General features: G+C 69.4%; 26 protein-coding genes. 16 read left to right on the top strand and 10 right to left on the bottom strand.

Annotated elements, in window-relative coordinates; translation table 11 throughout:
- Nucleotides 1-405: 405 nt before the first annotated feature.
- On the top strand, nt 406-867 hold the full coding sequence (locus J4H85_RS12820; RefSeq protein WP_208240207.1) for a hypothetical protein: 462 nt from the start codon (nt 406-408) through the stop codon (nt 865-867).
- 6 nt (nt 868-873) lie between these two features.
- On the opposite strand, the gene J4H85_RS12815 is transcribed toward J4H85_RS12820, so the two are convergent.
- The 6 genes from J4H85_RS12815 to fdhD form a co-directional block, all read right to left on the bottom strand.
- Nucleotides 874-2,025, bottom strand: coding sequence for an ABC transporter ATP-binding protein (locus J4H85_RS12815; RefSeq protein WP_208240206.1), 1,152 nt, complete (start codon nt 2,023-2,025; stop codon nt 874-876).
- Entirely contained in the window at nt 2,022-2,849 is an 828-nt protein-coding gene (locus tag J4H85_RS12810; RefSeq protein ID WP_208240199.1) for an ABC transporter permease, read from the bottom strand. The genes J4H85_RS12815 and J4H85_RS12810 overlap by 4 nt, the downstream gene beginning before the upstream one ends.
- 11 nt (nt 2,850-2,860) lie before the next feature.
- A complete protein-coding gene (modA, locus tag J4H85_RS12805; protein ID WP_208240191.1) occupies nt 2,861-3,679 on the bottom strand; it encodes a molybdate ABC transporter substrate-binding protein in 819 nt (272 codons plus the stop codon).
- 4 nt (nt 3,680-3,683) lie between these two features.
- On the bottom strand, nt 3,684-4,097 hold the full coding sequence (locus tag J4H85_RS12800) for a TOBE domain-containing protein (RefSeq protein WP_208240189.1): 414 nt from the start codon (nt 4,095-4,097) through the stop codon (nt 3,684-3,686).
- A 146-nt stretch (nt 4,098-4,243) separates the two neighbouring features.
- Nucleotides 4,244-6,568: an FdhF/YdeP family oxidoreductase gene (locus J4H85_RS12795; protein ID WP_208240187.1), complete on the bottom strand. Its 2,325-nt coding sequence runs from the start codon at nt 6,566-6,568 to the stop codon at nt 4,244-4,246.
- Nucleotides 6,565-7,476 (bottom strand): formate dehydrogenase accessory sulfurtransferase FdhD, encoded by a 912-nt coding sequence (gene fdhD / locus J4H85_RS12790; RefSeq protein ID WP_208240185.1) that lies wholly within the window; start codon nt 7,474-7,476, stop codon nt 6,565-6,567. Before fdhD ends, J4H85_RS12795 begins: the two co-directional genes overlap by 4 nt.
- 83 nt (nt 7,477-7,559) lie before the next feature.
- On the opposite strand from fdhD, the gene J4H85_RS12785 reads away from it, so the two are divergent.
- The 12 genes from J4H85_RS12785 (at nt 7,560) to J4H85_RS12730 (ending at nt 17,957) form a co-directional block, all read left to right on the top strand.
- Nucleotides 7,560-8,858: a molybdopterin molybdotransferase MoeA gene (locus J4H85_RS12785; protein WP_208240183.1), complete on the top strand. Its 1,299-nt coding sequence runs from the start codon at nt 7,560-7,562 to the stop codon at nt 8,856-8,858.
- Nucleotides 8,855-9,457, top strand: a complete 603-nt coding sequence (gene mobA / locus J4H85_RS12780; RefSeq protein WP_208240181.1) for a molybdenum cofactor guanylyltransferase — start codon at nt 8,855-8,857, stop codon at nt 9,455-9,457. Before J4H85_RS12785 ends, mobA begins: the two co-directional genes overlap by 4 nt.
- 36 nt (nt 9,458-9,493) lie before the next feature.
- On the top strand, nt 9,494-10,501 hold the full coding sequence (locus J4H85_RS12775) for an AAA family ATPase (RefSeq protein ID WP_208240179.1): 1,008 nt from the start codon (nt 9,494-9,496) through the stop codon (nt 10,499-10,501).
- Between the two features lie 5 nt (nt 10,502-10,506).
- A complete protein-coding gene (locus tag J4H85_RS12770; RefSeq protein ID WP_208240177.1) occupies nt 10,507-11,400 on the top strand; it encodes a DUF58 domain-containing protein in 894 nt (297 codons plus the stop codon).
- Nucleotides 11,384-11,875 carry a hypothetical protein gene (locus tag J4H85_RS12765; RefSeq protein WP_208240175.1) on the top strand — a complete coding sequence of 164 codons (492 nt, stop codon included), beginning with the start codon at nt 11,384-11,386 and terminating at the stop codon, nt 11,873-11,875. Before J4H85_RS12770 ends, J4H85_RS12765 begins: the two co-directional genes overlap by 17 nt.
- The gene (locus J4H85_RS12760) at nt 11,866-12,855 is read left to right on the top strand and encodes a VWA domain-containing protein (protein ID WP_307863677.1); all 990 of its coding nucleotides are present in this window, start codon (nt 11,866-11,868) and stop codon (nt 12,853-12,855) included. The genes J4H85_RS12765 and J4H85_RS12760 overlap by 10 nt, the downstream gene beginning before the upstream one ends.
- Complete coding sequence (locus J4H85_RS12755) at nt 12,852-13,928, top strand: vWA domain-containing protein (protein WP_208240173.1); 1,077 nt, start codon at nt 12,852-12,854, stop codon at nt 13,926-13,928. Before J4H85_RS12760 ends, J4H85_RS12755 begins: the two co-directional genes overlap by 4 nt.
- Nucleotides 13,925-14,713 (top strand): hypothetical protein, encoded by a 789-nt coding sequence (locus tag J4H85_RS12750; RefSeq protein WP_208240171.1) that lies wholly within the window; start codon nt 13,925-13,927, stop codon nt 14,711-14,713. Before J4H85_RS12755 ends, J4H85_RS12750 begins: the two co-directional genes overlap by 4 nt.
- On the top strand, nt 14,707-15,795 hold the full coding sequence (locus tag J4H85_RS12745; RefSeq protein WP_208240169.1) for a hypothetical protein: 1,089 nt from the start codon (nt 14,707-14,709) through the stop codon (nt 15,793-15,795). The genes J4H85_RS12750 and J4H85_RS12745 overlap by 7 nt, the downstream gene beginning before the upstream one ends.
- A 36-nt stretch (nt 15,796-15,831) precedes the next feature.
- Nucleotides 15,832-16,134, top strand: a complete 303-nt coding sequence (locus J4H85_RS12740; RefSeq protein ID WP_208240167.1) for a DUF6457 domain-containing protein — start codon at nt 15,832-15,834, stop codon at nt 16,132-16,134.
- Between the two features lie 96 nt (nt 16,135-16,230).
- Nucleotides 16,231-17,331, top strand: a complete 1,101-nt coding sequence (locus tag J4H85_RS12735; protein ID WP_208240166.1) for an S-(hydroxymethyl)mycothiol dehydrogenase — start codon at nt 16,231-16,233, stop codon at nt 17,329-17,331.
- Nucleotides 17,328-17,957: an MBL fold metallo-hydrolase gene (locus J4H85_RS12730; protein WP_208240165.1), complete on the top strand. Its 630-nt coding sequence runs from the start codon at nt 17,328-17,330 to the stop codon at nt 17,955-17,957. The genes J4H85_RS12735 and J4H85_RS12730 overlap by 4 nt, the downstream gene beginning before the upstream one ends.
- A 57-nt stretch (nt 17,958-18,014) precedes the next feature.
- On the opposite strand, the gene J4H85_RS12725 is transcribed toward J4H85_RS12730, so the two are convergent.
- Complete coding sequence (locus J4H85_RS12725; RefSeq protein ID WP_208240164.1) at nt 18,015-18,266, bottom strand: hypothetical protein; 252 nt, start codon at nt 18,264-18,266, stop codon at nt 18,015-18,017.
- A 114-nt stretch (nt 18,267-18,380) separates the two neighbouring features.
- On the bottom strand, nt 18,381-19,493 hold the full coding sequence (locus J4H85_RS12720; RefSeq protein ID WP_208240163.1) for a fatty acid desaturase family protein: 1,113 nt from the start codon (nt 19,491-19,493) through the stop codon (nt 18,381-18,383).
- Between the two features lie 236 nt (nt 19,494-19,729).
- On the opposite strand from J4H85_RS12720, the gene J4H85_RS12715 reads away from it, so the two are divergent.
- Nucleotides 19,730-21,289, top strand: a complete 1,560-nt coding sequence (locus tag J4H85_RS12715) for a hypothetical protein (RefSeq protein WP_208240162.1) — start codon at nt 19,730-19,732, stop codon at nt 21,287-21,289.
- A gap of 6 nt (nt 21,290-21,295) precedes the next feature.
- A complete protein-coding gene (locus tag J4H85_RS12710; protein WP_208240161.1) occupies nt 21,296-22,234 on the top strand; it encodes a sensor histidine kinase in 939 nt (312 codons plus the stop codon).
- On the opposite strand, the gene J4H85_RS12705 is transcribed toward J4H85_RS12710, so the two are convergent.
- Together J4H85_RS12705 and J4H85_RS12700 are read right to left on the bottom strand one after the other, a co-directional pair.
- Nucleotides 22,131-24,047 carry an FAD/NAD(P)-binding protein gene (locus J4H85_RS12705; RefSeq protein WP_208240160.1) on the bottom strand — a complete coding sequence of 639 codons (1,917 nt, stop codon included), beginning with the start codon at nt 24,045-24,047 and terminating at the stop codon, nt 22,131-22,133. The two genes, J4H85_RS12710 and J4H85_RS12705, sit on opposite strands and share 104 nt — an antisense overlap.
- The gene (locus tag J4H85_RS12700; RefSeq protein WP_208240158.1) at nt 24,044-24,622 is read right to left on the bottom strand and encodes a GNAT family N-acetyltransferase; all 579 of its coding nucleotides are present in this window, start codon (nt 24,620-24,622) and stop codon (nt 24,044-24,046) included. Before J4H85_RS12700 ends, J4H85_RS12705 begins: the two co-directional genes overlap by 4 nt.
- Nucleotides 24,623-24,759: 137 nt before the next feature.
- Here J4H85_RS12700 and J4H85_RS12695 point away from each other — a divergent pair, with 137 nt between their 5' ends.
- Nucleotides 24,760-25,788 (top strand): amino acid ABC transporter permease, encoded by a 1,029-nt coding sequence (locus J4H85_RS12695; protein WP_208240156.1) that lies wholly within the window; start codon nt 24,760-24,762, stop codon nt 25,786-25,788.
- The last annotated feature ends 29 nt before the right edge of the window (nt 25,789-25,817 follow it).

The following is a 25,817-nucleotide window of genomic DNA, read 5'->3' as shown; positions in this document are numbered from 1 at the left end:
GAGGCAGTGGTCAATGGACATCTACTACGACGAGGGCCTCGGGTGCTACCTCGTCAAAGAGGGCGACCGCAGCCGTGGAATCAGCGGCGACGTTGTGAGTCGGGTGAAACACTCCTGATGTGCACGCATTGCTCGCTGAGTTCGTCGCCTCGCACTGCGGGTCGCGTCGCGGTCACGGGGTGGGTGTACCGCGTATCGACTGATCGGTGGGTACTGAGTCCGGATCGACCGGGAGCGGATTCGCCGTCGTGCCAGGATCGCGGCTCGGTTCGCGGGTTGACGTGGAGCGGCGCGGAACCACCGCACGACGCTGCGGGGGTCCGCGTCGTCGGTGAGCTCGGGGGTTCTGAGCTGACGGTGGGCCACTGGAACGTCGAGGATCCAGCGGCGAGGCCTTTCGGCCGCATGCAGACGGAGTACGCGAACCTGCGAGCCCGTGCGACAATGCTGCTCGCCGGGGAGAGTGCATCGCGGTGCCTCACAGCCGACCTCGATGACTGGGTCGCAGGGCTTGCCGGCGATCCGCGCGTCAGCGTGGTGCATCCCATCGTGGTCCGCGAGACGACGGTCTACTCGGTGGTCTCGACTGCGGTGGAGTCGCTTGCGCAGGAAGTCGACGCGCACGGCTTCGGGGCGCGCGTCCTCGTGTCGCCCGTGCGGTGGTCGGCGGAAGACGTCGACCGTGCGGAGCGCATCATCGGAGCGCTCCCGGACTCTGAGGTCGTGTCCGTTGTCGGCGGCGTCTCAGCGCACGGGGACGATATCTGGCACGTCGTTGTGTTCGATCAGCACCCCGACCTCGCACGTGCCGTCGCTCAGTTACCCGAGGGGCTTCTGGTCGTCGACACCTGGATCACCGCAGTCTGACGCGGTTCAGGGGTGCGCCGGTGCGCGGGGCACCGCGAAGGTGAGGTCGCTCTGCGCGAGTGACAAGCCGACGCGGTCGCCCACGGCGATGTGCTGGTGCACGGCGCGGGAGACCGGGATCTCGGCGACGAACTCCGGCCATTCGGTACAGGTGATCCGGACGCCCGTGCGACTCGCGAAGACCGCGCTCACGGTCCCGAGCCATTCCGCGGCGATCGCTGCGTTCGATGCCGCGGTGCTCGTCGCCGCGGGCGATGTCAGACGGACGGCGGCCGGATCAAAGCTCCCCACCGCGGCAGCGCCAGGGCGGGGCAGTTGGCCGGTGCCCGAGACCTCCGATACCGGTGCGCCATTGAGGTGTATCGTGCCGTGATCCGACGCCCGACCGCGGATGAGCGCGCGGCCCGCGAACTCCGCGGCGAATGGACTCGACGGGGCTCCGAGCACGTCGGCGACGGATCCGAGTTGGCCGATGACGCCGTCCTCGAGCACCAGTACGCGATCGGCGAGCGCGATGAGGTCGACCGGGTCGTGCGTGACCAGGATCGTCGGCACGCCGAGGCGACGGACCTCCGAGGCGACGAGGTGCCGCAGGTCGACGCTACTCGCCACGTCGACCGCTGCGAACGGCTCATCGAGCAGCAGGAGCGCCGGATCGGCCGCCAGCGTGCGCCCGATCGCGACGCGCTGCTGCTGGCCGCCGGACAGCGCCTCGGCACGCGCCGAGCCCCGATCGCCGAGTCCGACGCGCGCGAGCCACTCGCGGGCGATGGTGTCAGCTGCTCGTCTGCCCCGGCCCTGCGCCCGTGGGCCGAACGCGACATTCGCCGCAGCGTCGAGGTGCGGAAACAGCCGGGCGCGCTGATCGAGGTACCCGACCCGCCGCGCCGCGCGCGGCACCGATACCGCAGGTGTTGCTGCATCCGTCCGACTGAGGACCCGGTCGCCGAGTGTGATTTGCCCCGATCGGAGGGGGAGCGTCCCGGCGAGCGCACCGAGCAGCGTTGACTTGCCCGCGCCGTTCGCGCCGATCACGCCCAGGATCTCGCCCGGCGCGACGTACACCTCCGCATCGAGGGTGAACGTACCCCGCCCGACCGTGACCCGAGCATCGAGCGCGCCCGTATCGAGCGACGTCTGCTCCACGTGTCCGCTCACCGCGCGACCCCCGTCACGCGCGACCGCATGCACAGCAGCGCGACGATCGCGACCAGCACGAGTACGAGCGACAGGGTGATTGCGACGTCCTGGGTCACGCCGGCGCCGTTGAACGCCGTGTAGATTGCGAGCGGCATGGTGCGGGTGCTGCCTTCCGCGTTGCCGGCGAATAGCGCCGTGGCACCGAACTCGCCGAGCGCGCGCGTGAAGCACAGGATCGCCCCGGCGGCGAGGCTGGGGGCGAGGAGCGGCAGCGTGATCCGCCGCAGGACCGTCCACGGTGTCGCTCCCAAGCTCTCCGCGACCCGCTCCATCTCGGCGTCGAGACCGCGCAGCGCCCCCTCGACGGCGATGACGAGGAACGGCAGGGCAACGAACGTCTGCGCGATGATGACCGCGGGGGTCGTGAACGGCACGCGGACGCCGAGTTCGAGCAACCAGTCTCCGAGCAGACCACCGCGACCGAGCAGCGTCAGCAGCGCGAGCCCGCCGACGAGCGGCGGGAGCACGAGTGGCAGCGTGGTCAGCGCCCTGAGTACGGTGGCGAGCGGTCCGCGCGTGCGCGCGATCAGGAGGGCGAGCGGCACCCCCAGGATGACGCAGAGCACCGTCGCGATCGACGCCGTGAGCAGTGACAGGCCGAGTGCGCTGCGCGTCGCCGGATCGGCGAGCGTCGCGGGAACCGATGACCAGTCGACCCGCAGCACCAGGGCGGCGAGTGGCAGCACCAGGATCGCGATGCCGATCACGGCCGGAACGATCACGCCGAGGGGGAGGCGTGAGCGGACGGTGCGCGCCAGCGCGACGGCCTCGGGATCCCTCATGCGCGTCCGCCTCAGTCGCGCGCCGGACCGAACCCGAGCTCGGCGAAGAGCTGCTGCGCCTCGTCCGAATTCAGGTACGCGATCCACGCTTCGGCGACCTCGGGCGATGACCCGCCCGCGATGGGGGCGATCATGTACGCACCCGCGGCCTCGGCGGCATCGGTGATATCGACGGCCTCGACCTCGCCATCGGTGCTCAGTACGTCGGAGCGGTACACGAGACCCGCGTCGGCCTCGCCCTTGCGCACCTTCGTGAGCACGGCGGTCACGTTCTGCTCCTCGCTCGCGGGGGTGAGGGAGACGGCGTCGCGCTCGAGCAGCTGCTGCGACGCGTTGCCGCACGGCACCTCGGCGGCGCACACGACCGTGACGGGTGCTGCGCCGTCGGGGCCGGGCGCGGCGAGGTCGGCGAGCGATGCGATGTCGAACGGGTTGCCCGGCTGCACCGCGATCACGAGCTCGCTCGTGGCGAAGGTGTCGGGATCACCCGCCGCGAGGTCGGCGTCGGTGACCTTCGCCATGTTCGGCTCGTCGGCGGACGCGAAGACGTCGACAGGGGCGCCGCTCAGGATCTGCGTGGCGAGTACGGATGATCCGTTGAAGGAGAAGGTGAGGTCCGTGTCGGGGTGCGCGGTCATGAAGTCGTCGCCGAGCTGCTCGAAGGCGCCCTGCAGCGACGCTGCGGCATACACGGTGAGGTCGCCCGAGAGGTCGCTCGTGGGCGCCGCCGTATCGGCGCCGGCGTCTGGCGCACCACCGCTGCAGCCGGCGAGCAGGAGAGCGGCGGTGGCGAGCGCTGAGACGGCGAGCGTGCGCCTGGTGCGGAGCATGGGGCTAGTCCTCGGTGTCGACGGGGCGGGCGGCTTCGAGAATGACCTGGGTGGCCTTCACGATGGCGGTGGCGCGGGATCCGACCTCGAGGGCGAGGTCGCTGCACGCCTCCGCGGTCATCAGGGAGACCACGCGGTTCGGGCCGGACTGCAGCTCGATGACTGCCACGAGGCCCTCGACCTGGATGCCCGTGACGATGCCGGTGAACCGGTTTCTCGCGCTCCGCACGATCGGATCGTCACCGGTGGCGTCGGGGGCGAGCTGGGCGATGCGCGCCGCGAGCGAGCGACCCGTCACCACCTGCACGCCCGCACGATCGCGACTGGCCTCGAGCAGACCGTCGTTCGCCCATCTGCGGATCGTGTCGTCGCTCACGCCGAGCAACTGCGCGGCCTCGCGCATCCGAAAGTGCGTCATAAAAGTCACTGTATCGCCGCAAGTGCGGAGTTCGCAACGCGACGCCGCAGTGCCCGGCTGCACATGACGCGACCCCCGGTTGCGGTCCGCAATACCGGAAGGCCGGTGCGGATCGCAGCCGGGGGTCGGACTGCGCGAGCGAGGGGTCAGACCACTGCGGGCCGTCCCACGCCGACGGGCGTGGTCGACGGCTCGAGTCGCACGATGACCGCCTTCGACACGGGGGTGTTGCTCTCGAGCGCGGCGCTGTCGAGCGGCACGAGGACGTTCGCCTCGGGGAAGTACGCGGCGGCGCATCCGCGGGCGGTGGGGTACGAGACGGCGCGGAAGCCGCGCAGCACACGATCCGGCTCATCCTGCCACTCGCTGAAGATGTCGACGATCTGCCCGTCCTCGATGCCGAGCTCGGCGAGGTCGTCCGGGTTCACGAAGATCACCGAGCGGCCCTTCTTGATGCCGCGGTAGCGGTCGTTGAGGCTGTAGATCGTCGTGTTGAACTGGTCGTGCGAACGCAGGGTCTGCAGGATCAGCCGGCCGGGCGGGCACTCCACTGGCTCGAGATCGTTGACCGTGATGCGCGCCTTGCCGGTCTCCGTGTGGAACGTGCGCGAATCGCGCGGCCCGTTCGGCAGCACGAAACCGTCGCGGCGTCGCGTCTTCGCGTTGTAGTCCTCGCATCCCGGCACGACCCGCGCGATACGGTCGCGGATCCGGTCGTAGTTCTCGGCGAACGACAGCCAATCGATGCCGTAGCGATCGCCGAGCGCCGCGTGCGCCATGCCGGCGATGACCGCGACCTCGGAGCGCGCGTCCGGGGCGACCGGCGGGATCTGACCGTGGGAGGCATGGACGGCGCAGACCGTGTCCTCGACGGTGATGTACTGCGGGCCCGACGCCTGCACGTCGATCTCCGTCCGCCCGAGAACCGGAAGGACCAGCGCCTCTTCACCGGTGATGACGTGCGAGCGGTTCAGCTTCGTCGAGAGCTGCACGCTCAGCTGCGTGCCGCGCATGCCGGCCTCGGCGAGGTTGGTGTCCGAGATCGCGCCGAGCAGGTTGCCGCCCAGTCCGACCCACACCTTCAGCTTGCCCTCCGCGAGGGCGCGGATGCCGTCGACCGCGTCGTACCCGTGCTCGCGCGGCGGCTCGAAGCCGAATTCGGCGCCGAGCGCGTCCATGAAGGACTCGGGCATTTTCTCCCAGACACCCATGGTGCGGTCGCCCTGCACGTTGCTGTGGCCGCGGATGGGGGAGGCGCCGGCACCCGGCTTGCCGATGTTGCCGCGCAGGAACAGGAGGTTCATGATCTCGCGGATCGTGTCGACCGCCTTGCGATGCTGGGTGATGCCCATCGCCCAGCAGATGATGGCGCTGTCGGCCTGGATGTACCGGTCGGCGAGCTCGTCGATCTCGGCGGTGGGGACCGCGGTGGCCTGCTCGACCGCGCGCTCATCGAGCTGCGCGATGTGTTCGGCGAACGCCTCGAAGCCGTCGGAGTGCGCTGCGATGAAGTCATGATCCAGCACGGTGCCGGGCGCGCGGCCCTCGGCCTCGAGTACGCGCTTCGAGATGGCCTGGAGCAGCGCCATGTCTCCACCGCTGCGCACCTGGATGAACTGATCGGCGAGTTTCGTCGCCTTGCCGATATAGCCCTTGACGGCCTGAGGATCCTTGTACCCGAAGAGTCCGGCCTCGGGCAGCGGGTTCACGGCGACGATCTGGGCGCCGTTCTCCTTGGCCTCCTGCAGGGCCGTCAGCATACGCGGGTGGTTGGTGCCGGGGTTCTGCCCCATGATGATGATGAGGTCGGACTTGCCGAAGTCGTTGTACGCGATCGTCGACTTGCCGATGCCCACGGTCTCGACCATGGCCGTGCCCGTCGACTCGTGGCACATGTTCGAGCAGTCGGGCAGGTTGTTGGTGCCGAGCACGCGGGCGAAGAGCTGGTAGAGAAAGGCGGCCTCGTTCGACGCTCGTCCGCTCGTGTAGAACGCGGCCTCGTCGGCGCTCTCGAGCTCGCGCAGGTGCGTGCCGATGATGTCGAAGGCGCGGTCCCAGCTGATCGGCGCGTAGTGGTCGGAGCCCTTCGGCTTGTACACGGGCTCGGTGATGCGTCCCTGCATGCCCAGCCAGTACTCGGTCTTGTCCTCGAGCGAGGTGAGGGAGTGCTCATCCCAGAACGACCGCTGAATCTTCAGCGGTGTCGCCTCCCACGTGACGGCCTTCGCGCCGTTCTCGCAGAACTCGGCCGGCTTGCGTCGATCCGGGTCGGGCCACGCGCAGCTCATGCAGTCGAACCCGTCCTTGTGGTTCATCTTGAGCAGCAGCTTCGCGGTGCGCAGCGGGCCCATCTGCTTCAGCGCGGGCTCCATCGAGTGGACGACGCCCCCCAGACCGGCAGCGTAGTCCTTCGGCTCCGTGATCTTCATATCCTCATCGGAGAAGTCTTCACGAGGGGCTTTCGGGGTCATGGCTGCTCCACTTCGTCGAGGGCCACCTCGTGGGCTGAGGCAGCAAGATCAGAGGGGGTCGAGACCGCAGCCTCGAGCTCGGCATCGACCACCCGGTCAGGGCGACTGTATATGACCATGGAGGGTCCGCGCACAAACCCCACCAGGGTGAGTCCCATCTCCTGGGCCAGGTCGGCGGCGAGCGAGGAGGGTGCCGAGACGGCCGTGAGCATCGGGATCCCCGCCATCAGGGCCTTCTGCGTGAGTTCGAAGCTCGTGCGGCCGGAGACCTGCAGCACGAGTCCGCGGCCCGGCAGCCGTCCGTTCTGCAACGCCCATCCGATGACCTTGTCGACGGCGTTGTGGCGGCCGACGTCTTCGCGGAGCACGAGCATCTCTCCGGTCGCGCCGTCGAAGAGCGCCGCGGCGTGGATGCCGCCCGTGCGCTCGAAGACGGCCTGGCCGGCGCGCAGGGTGTCCGGGAATCCGGCGATCATCGCGGCGTCGATGACGAGCGGATCGTCGGCGACGGTGTATCTGGACTGGGTGCGCACGCTGTCGATGCTCGCCTTGCCGCAGAGCCCGCACGAGCTGTTCGTGAGGAAGTTGCGTTCGACACTCGGGTCGGGCGGTGCGACACCGGGGGCGAGCGCGACGTCGAGCACGTTGTACGTGTTCACGTTGTCGACGGCCCCGGCGCAGTAACGAGCGGTCAGCATCTCGTCCGCGGCGGCGATCACGCCCTCGGAGACGAGGAAACCCGTCGCGAGTTCGACGTCGTGTCCCGGAGTGCGCATGGTGACCGCGAGGGAGCGCCCCTGCACGCGAATCTCCAGGGGCTCCTCTGCTGTCAGGGAGTCCGAGCGGGAGTTGCGGTACTCGCCCACCGTGATGCGAGTGACCCGGCGACGGGCCGCGATACGAGACATACTTCCTGGATAGCATTGAACGGGCGCGTAAGCAATGCCACGCTGAAGACCTGGTGCTCGGTGTGCACGGAACGGGGGATGCGATGACCGAATCGACGCAGCGCGGGGTCCTCGCTCCGGCGCACGTTCAGGCCGACGGGCGGCGGACGACATGGTCGGTGGACGACTGGCTCGCCCGCCTCGTCGCCGATGCCCCCAACACCCCCGAGATCGATCTGCCGATCGGCGCCGCGTTCGGGCACGTGCTCGCCGATGACGTCACCGCGGCGCACGCGCTGCCGCTCTGGTCGAACTCAGCGATGGACGGGTACGCGATTCGCGCAGCGGATGCCGCGGGCGACGCCGCGACCGCGCTCCGGATCATCGGCGAGGTGGCCGCCGGCAGTTCGGCTGACCCGGTCATCGAAGCGGGGGAGGCGGTCCGGATCATGACCGGCGCTCCCGTTCCCTCTTCCGCCGACGCGGTCGTGCCGGTCGAGGAGACGAGCGGTGACGATCGCGGGGCCGGGGAATGGGGCGAGTCGACCGTGCGGGTGCTCGCCCCGGTCCGCATCGGGGCCAATGTGCGCGCCGCAGGTGAAGATGTCGGGGCCGGAGCGGTCATCGCGCAGCACGGGTGGCGTCTCACCGCCGCCGGGGTCTCGGCGCTCGCCGCCGCGGGAATCGCAGCGGTCCGCGTGCATCGGCGGCCCCGGGTCGCGGTGGTCGCGACGGGTTCCGAACTGCTGCCGCCCGGATCCGCCCTCGAGCGCGGACAGATTCCGGAGTCCAATTCGCTGCTCATCGCCGGAATGCTGCGCGAAGCCGGCATCGAGCCCGTCGCGGTGAGGCATTCCCGCGATGATGCCGCGGGCCTCGCGCAGATGCTCGCGCAGCTCGGAGACACCTGCGATGCGATCGTCACGACGGGCGGCGTCGGCCCCGGAACCCACGACATCGTCCGCATCGCTCTCGAACCGGAGCCGGACGTGATCGGCGTGCGCGTCGCGATGAAGCCTGGGCAGCTGCAGCGCGCGGGCCGGCTGGCCGGCGGCGCGCTGGTCTTCGCGCTCCCGGGCAACCCCGTGAGCGCCGCGGTCAGTTTCGAGCTGTTCGTGCGGCCGACGCTGCTCGCCATGCAGGGGGCCGCGCGGATCCATCGGCATCGCGTGCAGGCCCGCGCCGCAACGGGGTGGCGTGGTGCCGCCGGGCGTCTCCAAGTGCTGCCGGTGATCCTCGGTGAGGACGACGGTATGCTGACGTGCGCGCCGGCCGTGCACGCGCGTCGGGTGTCGCACTCGGTCGGCGGGTACGGCGCGAGCGATGCCTACGCCATCGTTGAAGCGGGCCGGGGCGACGTAGCGCCCGGCGAGTGCGTGTCCGTCATCCAGGTCGGCGCGTGATCCCGTTCGACGCGGTCATCCTCGCGGGCGGCAGGGGCAGCCGACTCGGGGGAGTCGCGAAGGCGGATCTGCACCTCGGGGGCGCGCGGCTCGTGGACCGCGCGGCGTCTGCGGCCCGCGGCATCGGTGCGGAGCGCGTGGTGATCGTCGGTCCCGATGGGGCCGCGTCGCGCGGAACGGTGCTCGTCCGCGAGGATCCGCCGTTCTCCGGTCCGCTCGCGGCGGTCGCAGCCGCGCTTCCGGAGCTCACCGGCGAGTGGACCCTGCTGCTCTCGTGCGATCTCGTGCACCCCGATCTCGTGTGCCGCCGTCTGGTCCGCGCCCTCGGTGCGCTGACCGCCGACGACTCCGCCGACGGCGTGGTGCTCCAGGACGACGATAAGCGCGCCCAGTGGCTCTCCGGCGTGCATCGCACCGCCGCGCTCCGCTCGGCGGTCGCCGACCTGGGCGGGGATCTCGCCGATCGCCCGATCCGACGCCTGTTCGCCGAGGGTCGCCTGCGTCGCATCGACGCACCGACCTGGGAAACCGCCGACATCGACAGTGCTGACGATCTCGCCGCAGCGCGGAGGGTGACTAGAGTGGATGGCGGTCGCTGAACGCGGCCCCACTGATCCGAGGAGCTGCCCACCGCCATGGATGACGCCGTTTCGAGCCGTGTGCCGACCGATGCGGAGGTCGCGAACGCGTCGTCCCTGATCGAGCGCATCACCCGCGCATACTCCGCCAAGATGGTCGGCCAGGATCGCTTGCGCACCAGCTTGCTCGTCGCCATCATCGCCGGCGGGCACGTGCTGCTGGAGAGCGTTCCCGGTCTCGCGAAGACGACCGCGGCGAGCACGCTCGCCGACACCGTGCGTGCGAAGTTCAAGCGCATCCAGTGCACCCCGGACCTGCTGCCGAGCGACATCACCGGCAACCAGATCTACGACGCGGCGACCAGCGAGTTCCGCACCGTGCTCGGGCCGGTCCACGCGAACTTCGTCCTGCTCGACGAGATCAACCGATCGAGCGCCAAGACGCAGAGCGCCATGCTCGAGGCGATGCAGGAGCACCAGACCACCATCGGCGGCGAGGTGCACCGACTGCCGAAGCCGTTCCTCGTCATCGCCACGCAGAACCCCATCGAGCAGGAGGGCACCTACGAACTGCCCGAGGCGCAGATGGATCGGTTCCTGCTGAAGGAGATCGTCGACTACCCGAGCCCGAACGAGGAGCTCGCGATCCTCGACCGGATCGACTCGGGCGTGCTCGACGCCGACAATCACGTCGCGAGCGAGGTCACGATCGCGGACGTGCTCGCGCTGCAGGAGGTGGCGAGCCGCATCTACGTCGACCCGGCCGTTCGGCAGTACATCGTGCAGCTGGTCTACGTCACCCGTCAGTCCGCCGACTACATCGGCGAGGAGCTCGCCCGGTTCGTCGGCACCGGCGCGAGCCCCCGCGCGAGCATCGCCTTCCTGCAGGCCGCACGAGCGCTCGCGCTGCTGAACGGCCGCAACTACGTCACCCCCGACGACGTGCGCAACCTGCGCTACGTGGTGCTGCGTCACCGCGTGCTCATGAACTTCGAGGCCGACGCCGAGGGTGTGCGCAGCGAGCAGATCATCGACGCGGTCTTCGGAGCCGTGCCGACCCCCTGACGCGCATGCCCACCCTGATCGAGCAGGTGAAGAGCCGCCTCTTCATCGCCTCCTCCCGGCCGTCGCAAGACGCGCTGGAGGGCGCGTACCCATCGATCCTGCGCGGACGCAGTCTCGACTTCGAAGACCTGCACCGGTACGAGTTCGGTGACGACATCCGAGACATCGACTGGCGGGCAACGGCACGACTCGGCACGCCACTCGTCAAGCGTTCGCGCGCCGAGCGCGCGCAGACCGTGCTCTTCGCGGTGGACACCGGCAGGTCCATGGCGGCGCTCGCCGCCGATGAGGCCCCGAAGCGCGATCTCGCGATCCTCGCCACCGGGGCGCTGGCGTACCTGTCGATCCGGCACGGGGATCGCTTCGCACTCGTGCACGGCAATGCGGCGGGTGTGCAGCGCACGCCGGCGAGGCGGACCGAGGGGGCGCTCGAGACCGCGCTCCGCGCGCTCCGGAGCGCCATCTCAGCCGCGAGCGCTCCGAGCGACCGCGATCGCATGCTGGACTTCGTCGTGCGGACGGTGCGCCGGCGCTGCATCCTCATGGTCGTCACCGACCGCGCCCCCGTCACGGCGGAGACGGCGCGACTCGTGCGCCGTCTCCGGGCGCAGCACGACCTGTTGTGGGTGACGATCTCCGACGCCGACCCGGTGCCGGGCGCGCGACCCGCGCGGGGCTTCCGAGCCGATGTCGACACCGGGTGGCGAATCCCTGACTTCCTCGCGGGCGACGACGACGTCGTTGCCGAGATCCGCGCCGCGGATCGCGCGGAGGACGAGATTCGCGACGCCATGCTCGACGGATCACGCGTGACGCACGTCGCGCTCAGCGGGCAGGCGACCGCGGTGCCGACGCTGCTCGCGGCCCTCGATCGGAGGTCCCGTGTCCGAGATCGATGAGCTCTTCCCGCCGGCGCAGTACGGCGCAGGGTGGGTGCTGCTGGCGTTCGGCGTGCTCGCCGCGCTGTTCGCCGCGGCGGTGATCGTGATGTGGTTCACACGTCCCCGCAGGACCCTGACCCGGCGCGTGACCGGTGCCGCATCGACGGAGCTTCCCGACGATGCGCTCGCCGCGCTGCGCAACGAGTACCTCGACCGGCTGCAGCGCATCGAGGACCGCTACCGCGACGGTGCGCTCGACGCCCGCGCGGCCAACCGGGAGCTCAGCCGGGAGGTGCGCGCGTTCGTGCAGGACTACAGCGGGTTCGAGGCGCCCGTGCTCGGTCTGCAGGACCTGGTGGCTCTCGGGGTGCATCCGTCGCTCGTCGAGGCGGTGGGGCGCCACTATTACCCGGGCATGTTCCGCAGTGCCGCCGACATGGACCCGATCGCAGGTGTCGACGCGGGGCGCACGGTGGTGACCTCGTGGCACTGAGTCAGGGGTGGGTGCTGTGGGTCGCGCTGGCGGTCGCGATCGGGGCGGTCGCCGGCGGGATCCTGCTGGCGCGTCGTCGCGATCGCGGCGCCGAAGCCGAGGCGCCCGCGGCCTATGTCTCGCGAGCGGAGCGCGTGCGCGCGCTCCCGAGTTTCGCGCGTGCGCTGCGGCGTCGCCGCGCCGTCCTCGCCGCGCTCGCGGTGGTCGGGCTCGCCGCCCTCGCGACCGCCGCGATCGTCGCCGCGCGCCCCGTCGCGAAGCAGATCGTGCAGCCCGAGAACACGAGCCGCGACATCATGCTCTGCCTCGACGTCTCGGGATCGATGACCGACGTCGATGTCGAGACCATCGAGGTGTTCGAGGAACTGCTGCCCGAGCTGCGGGGCGAGCGCATCGGCCTCACGATCTTCAACAGTTCGCCGGTGCAGGTGTTCCCGCTGACCGACGACTACGCCTTCATCGAGCGGGAGCTCGCGCGGGTCAAGCAGAGCTTCGACTTCGTCGACGCCTATCCCGAGCACTGGGCCGGCACCCTGCTCGGATCCGGGTCCTCGCTCATCGGCGACGGGTTCGCATCGTGCGTCATGCGGTTCGATCACGAGGACGAGGACCGTTCGCGTTCGGTGATCCTGGCGACGGACAACGAAGAACTGGGGGCGCCGGTGCTCACGCTGCCGGAGGCGGCCGACCTCGCCGCGAGCCGCGACGTGCGGGGCTACTCGATCAACCCGGCTGAGGGCGTGAGTGCAGAGCAGGCTGCGGGTCTCGCCGAGGCGATGGAGCGCACCGGCGGGGAGGCGTACGGTCTGGCGGACACCGTCACCGTGTCGGGGATCGTCGCCGATGTGCAGGCGCAGGAGGCGCGCGCGCTGGAGGGGCAGGCGCAGCTCGTCGAGACCGATGCCCCGAACCTGTGGATCGCGCTCTTCGCCGTCGGCGGGCTCGTGCTCGTCGCGGCCCTCTGGAGGTTGCGACTGTGACGTTCTCACCGGTGATCCACCCGCTGCTGCTCGGACTCGTCGCTTTCGGGGCGCTGGCGCTCTGCGGCGTCGCGCTGGCGCGCACCCGCCGCGGCAGGGAGCGTCTCCTCTGGGGCGGCCGGGTGCTGTTCGTGCTGGCGTGCGTCGCCATGCTCGCCCGACCGGGTGTGCCCGGCGGTGCATCCGAGACGTACGCCACCGACGCCGACGTCTTCATCGTGCTCGACACGACTGCGAGCATCGTCGCCGAGGACTGGGGCGACGGCGAACCGCGGTTGACCGGCGCGCGCGCCGACGTGGAGGCGATCGCCGCGCAGTACCCCGGCGCCCGGTTCTCGCTCATCACCTTCGATGCGACGACCGAGGTGCGTCTGCCGCTCACCACCGACACGGCAGCGCTGCACTCGGCGATGGCGGTCCTCTCGCCCGAGGTGACTTCCCGCTCGGCGGGAAGCTCGATCTCGCAGGCGCAGAGCGTGCTGCGCGACGTGCTCCGCGGTGCCGCGGACAGCGGCCAGGATCGGTCCCGCATCGTCTTCTACCTGGGTGACGGCGAGCAGACCGCGGCGTCCGAACCGGGGTCGTTCGCCGATTCCGCGCAGTTCATCGACACGGGGCTGGTGCTCGGGTACGGCACCGCATCGGGCGGTCCGATGCGTGAGACGACGCCGAACCCTTCGGTCTCCACCGACCCGTTCGGCAGCGACGCCCCGGAGAGCGCCGACGGCTACATCGAGTACCAGGGAGCTCCGGCGCTGTCCGTCATCGACGTCGAGAACCTGGAGCAGATCGCGACTCAGCTCGGGGTCGACACGGAGATTCGGACGGCCGGCGCTCCGGTCGAGCTGCCCGAAGCGCCGCCGGTCACGGTGCAGCAGGAGGCCGGGCAGGTCGGCAACGTCATCGAGCTCTACTGGATCCCGGCGCTCGTCGCGGCGCTCTGGCTCGCGGTGGAGATCGCGCGGATCGTCGCGGCACTCGTGCGATTGCGCGACCCGGCGCCCGCCACGGGAAGGTCCGGTGCCGACGCTGCCGACGCGCACATCGCCGGCGGAGAGCGAGGGCGCTCATGAGCGGGGAACCCATGACGGCCATGCAGGAGCTGCTCGCGCGCAACCGCACGCGACGTCGGGTCCGGTTCTGGAGCGGCATCGCCGCGATCCCGATCGCGGTCGTCGCACTGCTGCTGGTCGCGAAGCTGCTCAGCATGGTGATCTTCGCGCAGCAGGCCATGCGCGCGTTCGCCGCCGAAGACGCCGAGGGGACCGTCGCCGCCGCGCAGTGGCAGCAACCGCTGAACTGGTTCGAACCGTACAAGGCGCACTTCAACCGCGGCACCGGTCTCGCCGAGACCGGAGACCTCGACGGAGCGCGTCAGGCCCTGGAACGCGCGGTGCCGCTCGCGCCGGGACTCGAGGTCTGCGCGGTCCGATACAACCTCGCCACGGTCGTGGAACGTCAGGGCGACGTCGCAACGGAGGACGGGGACGCCGCAGCGGGGCAAGACCTGTATCGCGAGGCGCTCGGCATCCTCGCCGAGAACCCGGAGGAGTGCCGCACCGACGCCGCAGATCCGGAGTCTCCCGACCCCGAACGATCCACTCCGGAGAGCATCGACGAGCTCGAGCGCCGCATCCTCGCCAAGCTGCAGCAGGACCCGCCGCAGGAGGAGCAGCCAGACGACGGATCCGAGAACCCCGAGGACTCCGAGCAGGAGCCGCCCGAGGCCGATGAGGGGCCGAGCGACTCGCAATTGGAGGAGCTCGAGCGCAAACTGGAGGAGGGCGAGCGCGAGCGTCAGGAGCGCGAGCAGGGCAGCTCTGACGGTGCCCCGGGGGGAACGGACAGGCCATGGTGAACGAGTACAGCGATGGCGCGCCGCCACTGCCGCCGCCCGGTGGATACCGCGGGGCGAGTCGTCTCGCCCGGGGGTCGGCACCCACGGACGCGGCTGGTCGACACGATGACACCACCACCGCAGTCGAGACCGCGACGCTGGACCGTCCGAGACGACGGCCGCATTGGCTCGGGTGGCTCGCGCTCGGAGGCGCCCTCTGCTTCGGCCTCGCCCTCGCGGTGCTCGCGTTGATCGATCGCGGCGACCTGGTGTTCACCGTGACTGCCGCAGCGGCGCAGGCACTGGTGCTGGCGGCCATCATCGCCGCACTCATCACCCCGCGAGCGCGACGCCTGGGTGCCGTCGCGCTCGGCATCGCGCTTCTCGGCAACATGGCGACCGTCGGTGGTGCCGCGGCGCTGCGCGCTCCGGATGCCGCGGTGCTCGCCGCCGATCAGACACCCGAAGAGCAGCGGTGGGCCGAGTACCCCGGCGTCGAGGACTTCACTGCGGAGGAGATCCTTGCCCAGCCGTCGCTCGAAACCGAGCGCGCGGCGACGGAGTCCCTCTTCACCGACATCCGCGACGCGCTCAGCGACGAGTTCGGATACACCTGGACGCAGGTCGCCGATGAGCAGCTGCGCCCCGAGCGGAACGGGCACGGCGGAGAGTCGATGCTCGTCGATGCGCAGTTCGGTGCGTGGCGCACGAACGAGCCGATCCACGATCTCACCCGGAAGCGCGAGGTGTACAACGCGATCGACGGCGTGCTCGCCGAACACGGGATGCCCGGCCTTCTGCCCCTGAACGAGGCGGGAGGAACGGTTCCCGACACGAGCCTCGAGAACATGTACGGGAGCGCGGACCCGGAGGAGCAGGCTGTCTGGGAATGGGCGACATGGTCGTGGGCCTCGCCGAGCCAGTACTACGCCGTCATCACCGACCTCTCGCGCGACGAGAGCGGCAGCTTCCGTGCGGCCGCCGAAGCGCAACGAACCGACCCCGGTGATCCGCTCGAGGGCCTCACACTGCAGTCGCGCAGTCGTCCGCTGCTCGCCGAGGCCGACGTCGACGCGTTCACCGAGCGCATGAGCGAGTACTGACACGCGTTGTTCGACGCACGTATCGAAGGAGTAGACATGAGCAATCCGAAGCATCTTCCGCCCCAGGCCCTGGACGCGTGGCTCGTCGAGGCGGCCGAGCACCTCGACCTCGCACCCGACTCCGTCTCGATCGCGACGATCCTGAACGTTGCGAAAGAGGTCGCTCACGGGGTCGCGCGGCCGGCGGCGCCCCTCACGACCTTCCTGCTCGGTCTGGCGGTTGCGCGAGCCGAAGACCCGCGCGCGGCGCTCACCGAGCTCGCGACGCAGGTCAACGAACTCGCCCGGGCGTGGGACGGCACGGATCTCGGGGGATCGCCCGCCGGCGCGCGCCCCTGAGACGCGGCTCGCCGGATCCCAGCCGGTGGCATCGAACCCCCACTCATCGGTAGCCTGAGAGAAACGAGCAGAGCAGCCGACGAAAGGTGGGCATCGATGGTCTATCGAGTGCAGGGAGTGGTGGCGCGCGAGAAGAACGCGCCGGTCACGATCGAGACGGTGCTGGTGCCGGATCCGGGCCCGGGCGAGGCCGTGGTCGACATCATCAGCTGTGGCGTGTGCCACACCGACCTGCACTATCAGCAGGGCGGCATCAATGACGAGTTCCCGTTCCTGCTGGGCCACGAAGCCACGGGACGCGTCGCCGCGATCGGTGCAGGCGTCACCGAGGTCGAGGTCGGTGATCGCGTCATCTTGAACTGGCGAGCGGTCTGCGGCGAGTGCCGTGCGTGCGCGAAGGGACAGCCCCAGTACTGCTTCGCGACGCACAATGCCCAGCAGAAGATGACGCTCGAGGACGGCACGGAGCTGTCGCCCGCGCTCGGCATCGGCGCGTTCATCGAGAAGACGCTCGTCGCGTCCGGTCAGTGCACCAAGATCGACGAGGAATCCGACGCAGCAGCGGTCGGGCTGCTCGGGTGCGGTGTGATGGCCGGTATCGGCGCGGCGATCAACACGGGCGAGGTGCGGCGTGGCGAGTCCGTCGCGGTCATCGGGTGCGGCGGCGTCGGAACAGCGGCCATCGCCGGTGCGCAGCTCGCCGGAGCCACGACGATCATCGCGGTCGACATCGATGACGCGAAACTCGAGCAGGCGAAGCGCTTCGGAGCCACGCACACCGTGAACTCGCGCGAGAACGACCCGATCGAGGCGATCCGGGAGCTCACCGACGGGAACGGCGCGGACGTCGTGATCGACGCCGTGGGCCGACCGGAGACGTACCGGCAGGCGTTCTACGCACGCGACCTCGCCGGACGAGTGGTGCTCGTGGGTGTGCCGACCCCCGAAATGACACTCGAGCTCCCGCTGCTCGACGTCTTCGGTCGCGGCGGTTCGCTGAAGTCGTCGTGGTACGGGGACTGCCTGCCGAGTCGCGACTTCGCCATGCTGATCGATCAGTACAAGCTCGGACGGCTCGACCTCGACGGGTTCGTATCCGAGCGGGTCGGTCTCGGCGACGTCGAGGCCGCCTTCGCCAAGATGGGAGAGGGCACGATCCTCCGCTCCGTCGTCGAGCTGAAGGGAGCGGACGCATGAGCGACGCCCGGATCGAGCACCTCGAGACCCACGGCACGTTCTCGTTGGACGGCGGCACCTGGGAGGTCGACAACAACATCTGGCTCGTCGGCAACGATGACGAGGTGCTCGTCATCGATCCGGCGCACGATGCCGACGCCGTCGTGACGGCGGTGGGGGAGCGCAACGTGCTCGGGATCCTGCTGACGCACGGTCACGACGACCACATCCGCTCGGCCGTCGAAACGGCGCGCAAGCTGGATGCGCACCTCTACCTCCACCCGGCCGACCACATGCTGTGGGAGGCCGTGCACGAGACGCTGCCCGACTTCGAGCTCGCGGATCAGGCGGAGTTCGTCGTGGCCGGCACCCCGCTGACGGTGCTGCACACGCCGGGTCACTCGCCCGGTTCGGTGAGTGTCTACGCGCCGGCGCTCGGCGCGGTGTTCACCGGAGACACGCTGTTCCAGGGCGGACCCGGGGCGACGGGACGCTCTTACAGCGACTTCCCGACCATCGTCGACTCCATCTCGAAGTCGCTGCTGACGCTGCCGGGCGAAACGGTGGTCTATCCCGGTCATGGCGCCCAGACCACGGTCGCCGATGAGGCGCCGCACGTGCAGGAATGGATCGACCGCGGGCACTGATCCCGTTCGGAATCGGCGCCCGCGGTCGCGGTCCTCGAGCATTGGCCCCCGGTGAGGTTAGTCCTCGTCGGGGGTCGGCGTCTTTTCGCCCGACTCGGTGTCGCGCACCAGGCCAGGGTCCTCCATGCCGCGGCGGGGGTTGTCGACGTCGTGCTCTTCAGCAGGGGACTGCGTCGATCCGTCCATGATGGGACGACGCTGCACGTCGCCCTCGGGCGGACCCGAGACCGTGCCCTGCCCGTTCCCGGCATCGAACTCGGTGGCCGCGTGCGGTTCCGCGGACTCTCGCTTCTCGCGTTCGTCTGACATAGTGTCTCCCTCCGCTCGTGGTCGGTCGGTCGATCCGACGACACCCTTCCGAATCTACTGGATGGTCGGGGGTGACGCGGGGTTCGCCTGGCGGGTTGACAGGAACGACCGAGGCTACGCGCGACGGTACTGCGCCGTGATGGGGCAGTCGAACGGGTCGCGCGCGGCCAGGCCGACACGGTTGAGATACTCCACCACGATGCCGTACGACCGCCACAGCGACGTTTCGGTGTAGGGCACGTCGTGCTCGCGGCAGAACTCGCGCACGATGCGCCGAGCCCGCGCGAGGTTCGGTCGCGCCATGTTCGGGAACAAGTGGTGCTCGACCTGATAGTTCAGGCCGCCCATGAGCCAGGTCGCCCACCAGCCACCGCGGATGTTGCGGGAGGTGCGCACCTGCTTCGTGAAGAAGTCGAGCCGAGCGTCTGCCGCCACGACCGGCATGCCCTTGTGGTTCGGCGCGAACGAGGCCCCCATGTAGACGCCGAAGACCGCGAGCTGCACTCCGATGAACGCGAACGCCATGCCGAGCGGGAGGAAGAGGAAGACGGGGAGGAGGAGCACGGTGAACCGCGCGGCGATCATCGCGATCTCGATCCAACGGCCCTTCACCGGTCCGCGGCTCGCCAGGTGCCGCGCGCTGTGGAAGTGCAGATTCAGGCCTTCGAGGGTGAGGAGGGGGAAGAAGAACCACCCCTGTCGGCGCGTGATGGCGCCGCGCAGACCGCGTGCCTCGACCGCGTCCTCCTCGATGAAGGAGATGGTGTCCACCTCGATATCGGGATCCTTGCCGACCCGGTTCGGGTTGGCATGGTGGCGGCTGTGCTTCGAATCCCACCAGGAGTAGCTCATGCCCACGAGAGCGGTGAGCACCCGCGCGAGCCGGTCGTTCGCCGGTCCCGTTGACAGGATCTGTCGGTGAGCGGCCTCGTGCGCGAGGAAGGCGAGCTGCGTGAAGATGATGCCGAGCGCGGCGGCGATCAGAAGCTGGAACCAGGAGCTTCCGAGCAGGACGAACCCGGTGACGGCGCCCCCGAAGGCGAGGGCGATACCTGCGGCGACGAGCAGGTAGAAGACGGGCGTCCGGTCGAACAGGCCGGCGCGTCGCACCTCCTGAGATACGCGGGTGAACGCTTTGGCGACCGGCGGGAAGTCGGTCGCTCGTGCCCGAGTCGGGCGGAAGCCCGTCGATGCCGGCGGAGCGTGTGCGGGTATCGCAGTCGTCATGATCGGCGCCTTTCTTCGGGGAGCCAAAGGCGGGTGCCGATCGCTGTTCCGAGGCTAACGGGGAGACCATGGCGCCAGCTGCATGTATCGACACTTGTGGCCAATCTTGAGTGGCACGGGAATGTGAAATGAGTTAGCATGAAACGTCGGGGATTGTCACTTCGTGAGACGGAGAATCGTTCATGGTGAACCCCGTTCGTGCTGCCCTCAGCTTGTCCCTTGGTGCGGTGATCGTATTGAGTGCCCCATTCGTCGCGGGCGCCGCCGCGGCACCACCCGAATTGCAAGAGATCCAGAAGTTCGGCAGCGGTGTCGAACGCAGCGGCGGCCGTGGCATCGACCTCGTCGGCGACTATGCGGCGGTGACGAACACCGTGGGAACCGCGGTGGACTTCGCGCACCGTACGGAATCCGGCAGCTGGGAGACGCAGACCGTCTCCGCGCCGGCATCGGGGACACAATTCGGCGAGGCCATCGTTTTCGACGATGACGCGCGTCACGCATTCGTCAGCGCTCCGCACGCGCAGAGCATCTACGTGTATGAGCGGTCGGGCGCGAACGACTGGTCCTTGCAACGGACCCTCGAGGCGCCGCCGAAACCGAAGCGCGTCTCGAACTACGGGAGTGCGGATCGTAATTTCGCGGAGGCGCTCGACTTCGCGGATGGGCGACTTGCCGTGGGGGTGCCCAATGCAACCGTCGACGGCAAACCGCACGCCGGGTTCGTCTTCACCGTCGATTGGGACGGTTCAGGCGAACCACGATGGACCCCCCGCATTCCCGAACAGGTGATCAGCAAGAGCGTCACAGGTCAGTCGGTCGCGCTGCAGGGCGACCGACTCGCGGTCAGTGCCGTGCAGAATCGCGAAGACCACCTGGGAGTGAGCCAAGCCAACGTCGGCGGGCTGTATCTCTGGGATCTTGCGAGCGGAACGGAGCCCCGTTTTCGGAGCATGCCGAAGGAGGACCAGAAGGTCTGCATCTCGAACGTCGGAGGTGGCCCGGCATTCGGTCTTTCGCTCTCGTTCTTCGACGAGCGACTGGTAGTCGGTTCGCCGAGCGAGGTCAATTACACTGCCGATTCGGCCGCGGAAGGGTGCACGCCGGCCGCCGTGGAGCGCGGGGAGACGACGCAAGGGGCGGTGTACGTCTTCGACGCCGCATTGAACCAGCTCGGCGGGAAGCTCACGCCTCCGGCTACGTCGATGAGCTTCGGCAACAGCACGGCCGTCGACGGGTCGACGCTGTACGCGTACGCCGAGCATGATCCCGTGTATGCCGGTGAAGTCCACGCGTACGATCTCGACTCGCTCACCCTGTCGGGAACGGGTGACGCGAACGGACGGCAGTACGTCGCCCCGGTGCGCACCTACAGCGCCTCGGACGCGACACAAGATCAGATGTTCGGGTCGCACGCCTTCGGGCAGGGGTTGCGTGCGGACAGCGGGAGGCTGCTCGTCGGGTCGACCGAAACCGGATCTGCCTATCTCTTCGCGCAGGCGGTCACCCCTGAACCGGAACCGACCGACCCGCCCGACCCGGAACCGACGGATCCCGAACCGGAGCCGACGGCCCCTCCCGAGCCCGAGCCCGAACCCACGGAGCCCGAAGAGCCGACTGACGACGGCGCGGTTCCGAGTGATGAGCAACCCGCCGGAACATCGAACGCGCGCCAGCAGGATCTCGCGGGCACCGGAGCGGGCGTTCCGCTCGCACTCGGAGCGGCCGGAGTGATCGCCGCGCTCGCCGGAGGATCGCTGCTGATGCTGCGCCGCAAGCGGGCTCAGCAGGACTGACCAGCGGTGTCACGCGTCTTCGTGAGCACCGTGGCCGTGACCGCCGTGCTCACCGTGCCGATGTTCGCCATCATCGGCGGTGGCCCGCGACCGTTGTCCGCGGTGCTGACGCTCCTCGCGCTGTCGGCTGCTGGAGGGTGGGGCATTGTGGCGGTCCGCGCACACACCCGAGCAGTCGTCGATGCTGCGATCCTCGGGGAACGTGCACGCATGGCGGACGAACTCCACGACTTCGCGGCGCACGACATGTCCGTGGTGATGGTGCACGCTCAGGCGCTCGCCGTCGCCACGGACCCGATCGAGGTCGCGGAGGCACGGCGCGCTATCGCTCGCTCGGCCTCGCGGGCGCTCGGCAGCTTGCGTGCGACGATCGACGCGGTGCAGACCGACGGGGGCCTGCGCGAACGGATCGGAGCGCTCGTGGACGATCTGGAGCTGCTGGGGTACCGCGTCGACTGCACCGCTCCAGCCGCATCCTCGATGCCGCACGCATCAAGCGCGGTGTTCGAGCACGTGGTGACGGAGAGCATCACCAACATCCTCAAGCACGGCGGACGCGGCGGGGGTGAGGTGCGCATCTCCGTGTCCGAGAACGCGGATCGCGACGTCATCACCATTTGGAGCAGTGCTGGCGCGCCGGTGATCGCGACACCAGCGGTCGCTCCGCACGACTTCCCCGCAGGCGGCACCGGCCTTCGTCGGCTCTCCGACCTGTTGACGCCGAGCGGGGGCAGCCTCTCCGCGGGTCCCGCCGGTCGCGGATGGTCGGTGACGGCCGCTATTCCACGGTCGCCGGACACCGGCGAGGTGCGTGCGCCCGTGTCTCGGGGTCGGCGTGCGGTCAGCGGTCGCCGAGCGTCGCCGATGGTGCGGTCAGGTTCACGGCTGACTCGATCATCGATGTCGCGTGCAGCAGCTCACGAGCGAGACCATCCGCACGCCTGAGGGGCAGGGCGTTGATCCCCGGACGCGTGAACGCGCCGGCCTGGATCTCGGACGTGAACGGTCCGACGGCGAACTGACGATCCGCCCCGGCGATCCGTCCACGCTCGACCATGACGGTGCCGCTGCCCGGCAGCTCGCGGATCTGCTCGGTCGCGAGGAGCTGCCGGATGAGCGGGTTGTCGCTGCCGGTCGCCTGCGCGGCAGGCAGCCAGGCGTCGATGAGGGCTCGCGCGCGGACGCGCGTGGACCGCGGACCGGCATCGGTGAGCGCAGTGCCCGTAGCGATGAAGCGACGGAGATCCTCGGCGGACTCGAGCCGAACGTCCCCACCGAGGAAGTGCACGATGCCCGCTTCGGAGAGCGCGAGGAGTTCGCGGAGGCGGTCGCCTGGCGGACCACTGGCTACGTAGCTGAAGTAGGTGTGCCACGCGCGGGGCAGCGTGTGCACCCGGCTGTGCTCGTTCCAGCGATCGAGAGGGATGTCGCTCACCGCCATGTGGCATCTGAGGAGTGTGAGGAACAGTGCCTGCGTCGCGCTGTGCTCGGATCGTGTGCGCTGTCGCAGATCCTGTGCGATGTGCGCCTGCACGCGTGCATGGGCGGAGTGCCCGGGACCCGGCACGGTCAGGGGGCGATCGAAGGCCTCGAGGTCGAGACGGTCGTCGATGGCGGGGACCGCGATGCGGGTGAGCGCGGCGAGTTCGTGCGAGCGATGGCCGTCCGGCTCGTCGAGAATGCGGCGCAGCCGGGGTGCGAACCACTCCCAGTCGGCCGCGACGCGGTCCGGGTGACCCGTGAAGAGTTCGCGGTAATAGCCCGTGAGCATCTCGTTCGCGATGAGCGGCCAGACGTCGCGGGTGAAATCGACGGGGTGCGGGGAGCGCAGCAGTCGGTCGCGCCCGGCATGGTCGAGATACTCGAGTGCGACCGGATCGCCGACGGTACGGCTCGTGATCTTCGAGCGATAGGGCACGCCGCGCCGCGAGCCGAGGTGCAATTGGGGCTCTCGCCCGCTCGGCAGGTACCGGAGCGACCCATCGCCCTGCTCGACGAACCGACCGCCGCGGCCCTCCGTCAGGAGGACGGTCAGGTCGACCGCGGCGAGGCCCATGCCGCGGACGATCACCGGTTCCTCCGCCGGAACCCAGTCGAGATCGACGTCGGCGGTGAAGGCGGGGGCGACGTACGAGAGGTCGTGGCGCGCGGCGAAGTCCGCGAGATGCACCGACTCGGGGGACGGCGCGGAGCCGTTGTGGCCCAGAGCGTGCACGACGATATCCGCGTGCAGGGTCGCTCCTGAAGCGAGCCGGACGGTGAAGGTTTCATCGATGGTGCTCGGCTCGACGGCGACCGCGAGGTCCTCGTGCCACTGCACGGCGACCTCGGGACGCGCGCGGCGCAGCGCATCGCGATAGACCCAGGTGAGGTAGGCGTTCCCGAGCCGCCGGGTCGGGAACGCGCGATCGTCGGGGTCGTCGATCTCGGCGTCCAGGATCGCGTCGCTCCAGTCGGGTCGCGCGATCTCGCCGGCTCTGACGGCGCTGACCCACTCCGCGAGCGTCGGGCCCGGCACCACGGGGCCATCGATGATGGAGGAGTCGTCGGTGTACATGGTGACGTCTTCGCGCATCGAGTTGAGCTTGAGCAGCGGGGATTGGGTGCGCCGCCAGATACGGCCTCCACCGGGCTCGTACGGGTCGACCAGGTGGTACTCGAACTTCCGGTCCGGGGCGTCGCGGGTGTGGTGCGCGATGAACCGTTCGAGCAGCATGACCGCCGCGGGTCCGGCGCCGATGCTCACGATGCGTGTCACGGTGCGTTCCCGCCGAGCGTTTTGCGGAACCCGTGCACGCCGAAGCCGCGGGTGCCGCGCTGCGCATCGTCTTCGGGCGTGTGCAGGTGCGTGTACCCGGTCCCGCGGTAGAGTGCGACGGCTTCGGGCTGCCGCGGGCCGGTCGTCAGGAAGATCTCGGCGTATCCGAGCTCTGCGGCTCGTCGCTCGAGTTCGGTGAGCACGCGCTTTCCGAGGCCGCGACCGCGGTGGTCGGTGCGCGTCCAGATGCGCTTGAACTCCGCCGTGCGGGCGTCGAACCGCATGAACGCGCCCCCGGCGACGACCGAGTCGTCATGCACGAGTACGATGAATGCGCCCTCCGGTGTCAGGAAGCGTTCGGCGGGGTAGCGATTCATCTCGGTCGAGGCGGAGTCCCCGCCGACCACGCCGTATCGGGTGTCGTACTCGCGCTCGAGGTCCGCGAGGAGCGGTGCGGCGATCGGATCGCGGGGGTCGACGATGCGGAACTGAGCGGCGGGCGCCGCCACCGTCCGCACCGAGCCGGACGGAGTCGGATCCGGGGACGCGAGGTAACCTGGAGTGATGGCTGACATGCCACTAGATTATGGATATGTCGCCCGCGGGAGTGATCCTCGTGACGAAGAATGACGCGGTCGGGCCGGGTTGTCGGGTTACGTTTTCTTTCACGGCACGTTGCGGAGGTCGCCAGGGAAGCAAATAACCTCTCCGTATGTCTCCCATAACCACACCCAATGCTCCGGCGCTCGAGCACACCCCTGAGACCGCCGGGAACAGCCGCGGCGTGCCGCTGGATGTCGTCCCGCTGAAGCACTGGACGCGCTGGATCCTCAGTGCGATCGCGATCTTCTTGGTCGCTCAGTTGATCTGGACGTTCTTCACGAACGAGCAGTGGCGCTGGAACATCTTTGCCGAGTACTTCTTCGACCCCGCGGTGCTGCGCGGTCTGTGGCTCACGCTCTGGCTCACCGGGGCGTCGGCCGTCATCGGGTTCGTACTCGGGGCCCTCCTCGCGCTCGCACGCCTCTCCGGTTCACCCCTGCTCAGCTCGTTCGCGTGGAGCTTCACCTGGTTCTTCCGGTCCGTGCCCCTGATCGTGCAGTTGGTGATCTGGTACAACCTCGGCTACCTCTTTCCGACGCTCGGCCTCGGATGGCCCTTCACCTACGACTTCTGGATCGTCGAGTTCGATCCCGTTCGTCTGATCTCCTCGACGGTCGCGGCCATCCTCGGCCTCTCGCTGCACCAGGCCGCATACTCCGCCGAGATCATTCGCGGCGGGCTCCTCTCCGTCGATCAGGGGCAGCTCGAAGCGGCGAAGGCGCTGGGGATTCCGCGTGGTCGACGATTCTTCCGCATCGTGCTGCCGCAGGCGGCGCGGGCGATCCTGCCGAACGCCTTCAACGAGGTCATCGGACTGCTGAAGGGCACGTCCGTCGCCTTCATCGTGGCGCTGCCCGAGCTCTTCTACACCGTCCAGGTGATCTACAACCGCAACAGCCAGGTGATCCCGCTGCTGCTCGTCGCCGCCGTCTGGTACACGATCTTCACCACGATTCTGAGCATCGGGCAGTACTACCTCGAGCGGTACTACGCCCGCGGCACCGCCCGCGAGCTGCCTCCCACGCCGCTGCAGCGCGTGCGCCGATCGATCGGTCGGCTGCGCGGCGGACGTCAGACCCCGCCGCCCGCCCAGACGCCAGAGTCCGTCATCGCCGCGATCAACGCCGAGCAGCGCTGAGCCCGGCCCGCCACTCGCCATCCCGTCCG

The organism is Leucobacter tardus (assembly GCF_017583045.1).
Lineage (GTDB): Bacteria > Actinomycetota > Actinomycetes > Actinomycetales > Microbacteriaceae > Leucobacter > Leucobacter tardus.
Note: the sequence above shows the minus strand (reverse complement) of the source record. Positions and strands in the feature narration are given on the sequence as shown.

Coding starts and splice junctions, on each gene's coding strand:
- J4H85_RS12820 (WP_208240207.1), top strand. CDS start 406: ATGCAGACGGAGTACGCGAACCTGCGAGCCCGTGCGACAATGCTGCTC.
- J4H85_RS12810 (WP_208240199.1), bottom strand. CDS start 2,849: ATGAGGGATCCCGAGGCCGTCGCGCTGGCGCGCACCGTCCGCTCACGC.
- modA (WP_208240191.1), bottom strand. CDS start 3,679: ATGCTCCGCACCAGGCGCACGCTCGCCGTCTCAGCGCTCGCCACCGCC.
- J4H85_RS12800 (WP_208240189.1), bottom strand. CDS start 4,097: ATGACGCACTTTCGGATGCGCGAGGCCGCGCAGTTGCTCGGCGTGAGC.
- J4H85_RS12795 (WP_208240187.1), bottom strand. CDS start 6,568: ATGACCCCGAAAGCCCCTCGTGAAGACTTCTCCGATGAGGATATGAAG.
- fdhD (WP_208240185.1), bottom strand. CDS start 7,476: ATGTCTCGTATCGCGGCCCGTCGCCGGGTCACTCGCATCACGGTGGGC.
- J4H85_RS12785 (WP_208240183.1), top strand. CDS start 7,560: ATGACCGAATCGACGCAGCGCGGGGTCCTCGCTCCGGCGCACGTTCAG.
- J4H85_RS12775 (WP_208240179.1), top strand. CDS start 9,494: ATGGATGACGCCGTTTCGAGCCGTGTGCCGACCGATGCGGAGGTCGCG.
- J4H85_RS12770 (WP_208240177.1), top strand. CDS start 10,507: ATGCCCACCCTGATCGAGCAGGTGAAGAGCCGCCTCTTCATCGCCTCC.
- J4H85_RS12750 (WP_208240171.1), top strand. CDS start 13,925: ATGAGCGGGGAACCCATGACGGCCATGCAGGAGCTGCTCGCGCGCAAC.
- J4H85_RS12745 (WP_208240169.1), top strand. CDS start 14,707: ATGGTGAACGAGTACAGCGATGGCGCGCCGCCACTGCCGCCGCCCGGT.
- J4H85_RS12740 (WP_208240167.1), top strand. CDS start 15,832: ATGAGCAATCCGAAGCATCTTCCGCCCCAGGCCCTGGACGCGTGGCTC.
- J4H85_RS12735 (WP_208240166.1), top strand. CDS start 16,231: ATGGTCTATCGAGTGCAGGGAGTGGTGGCGCGCGAGAAGAACGCGCCG.
- J4H85_RS12730 (WP_208240165.1), top strand. CDS start 17,328: ATGAGCGACGCCCGGATCGAGCACCTCGAGACCCACGGCACGTTCTCG.
- J4H85_RS12725 (WP_208240164.1), bottom strand. CDS start 18,266: ATGTCAGACGAACGCGAGAAGCGAGAGTCCGCGGAACCGCACGCGGCC.
- J4H85_RS12720 (WP_208240163.1), bottom strand. CDS start 19,493: ATGACGACTGCGATACCCGCACACGCTCCGCCGGCATCGACGGGCTTC.
- J4H85_RS12700 (WP_208240158.1), bottom strand. CDS start 24,622: ATGTCAGCCATCACTCCAGGTTACCTCGCGTCCCCGGATCCGACTCCG.
- J4H85_RS12695 (WP_208240156.1), top strand. CDS start 24,760: ATGTCTCCCATAACCACACCCAATGCTCCGGCGCTCGAGCACACCCCT.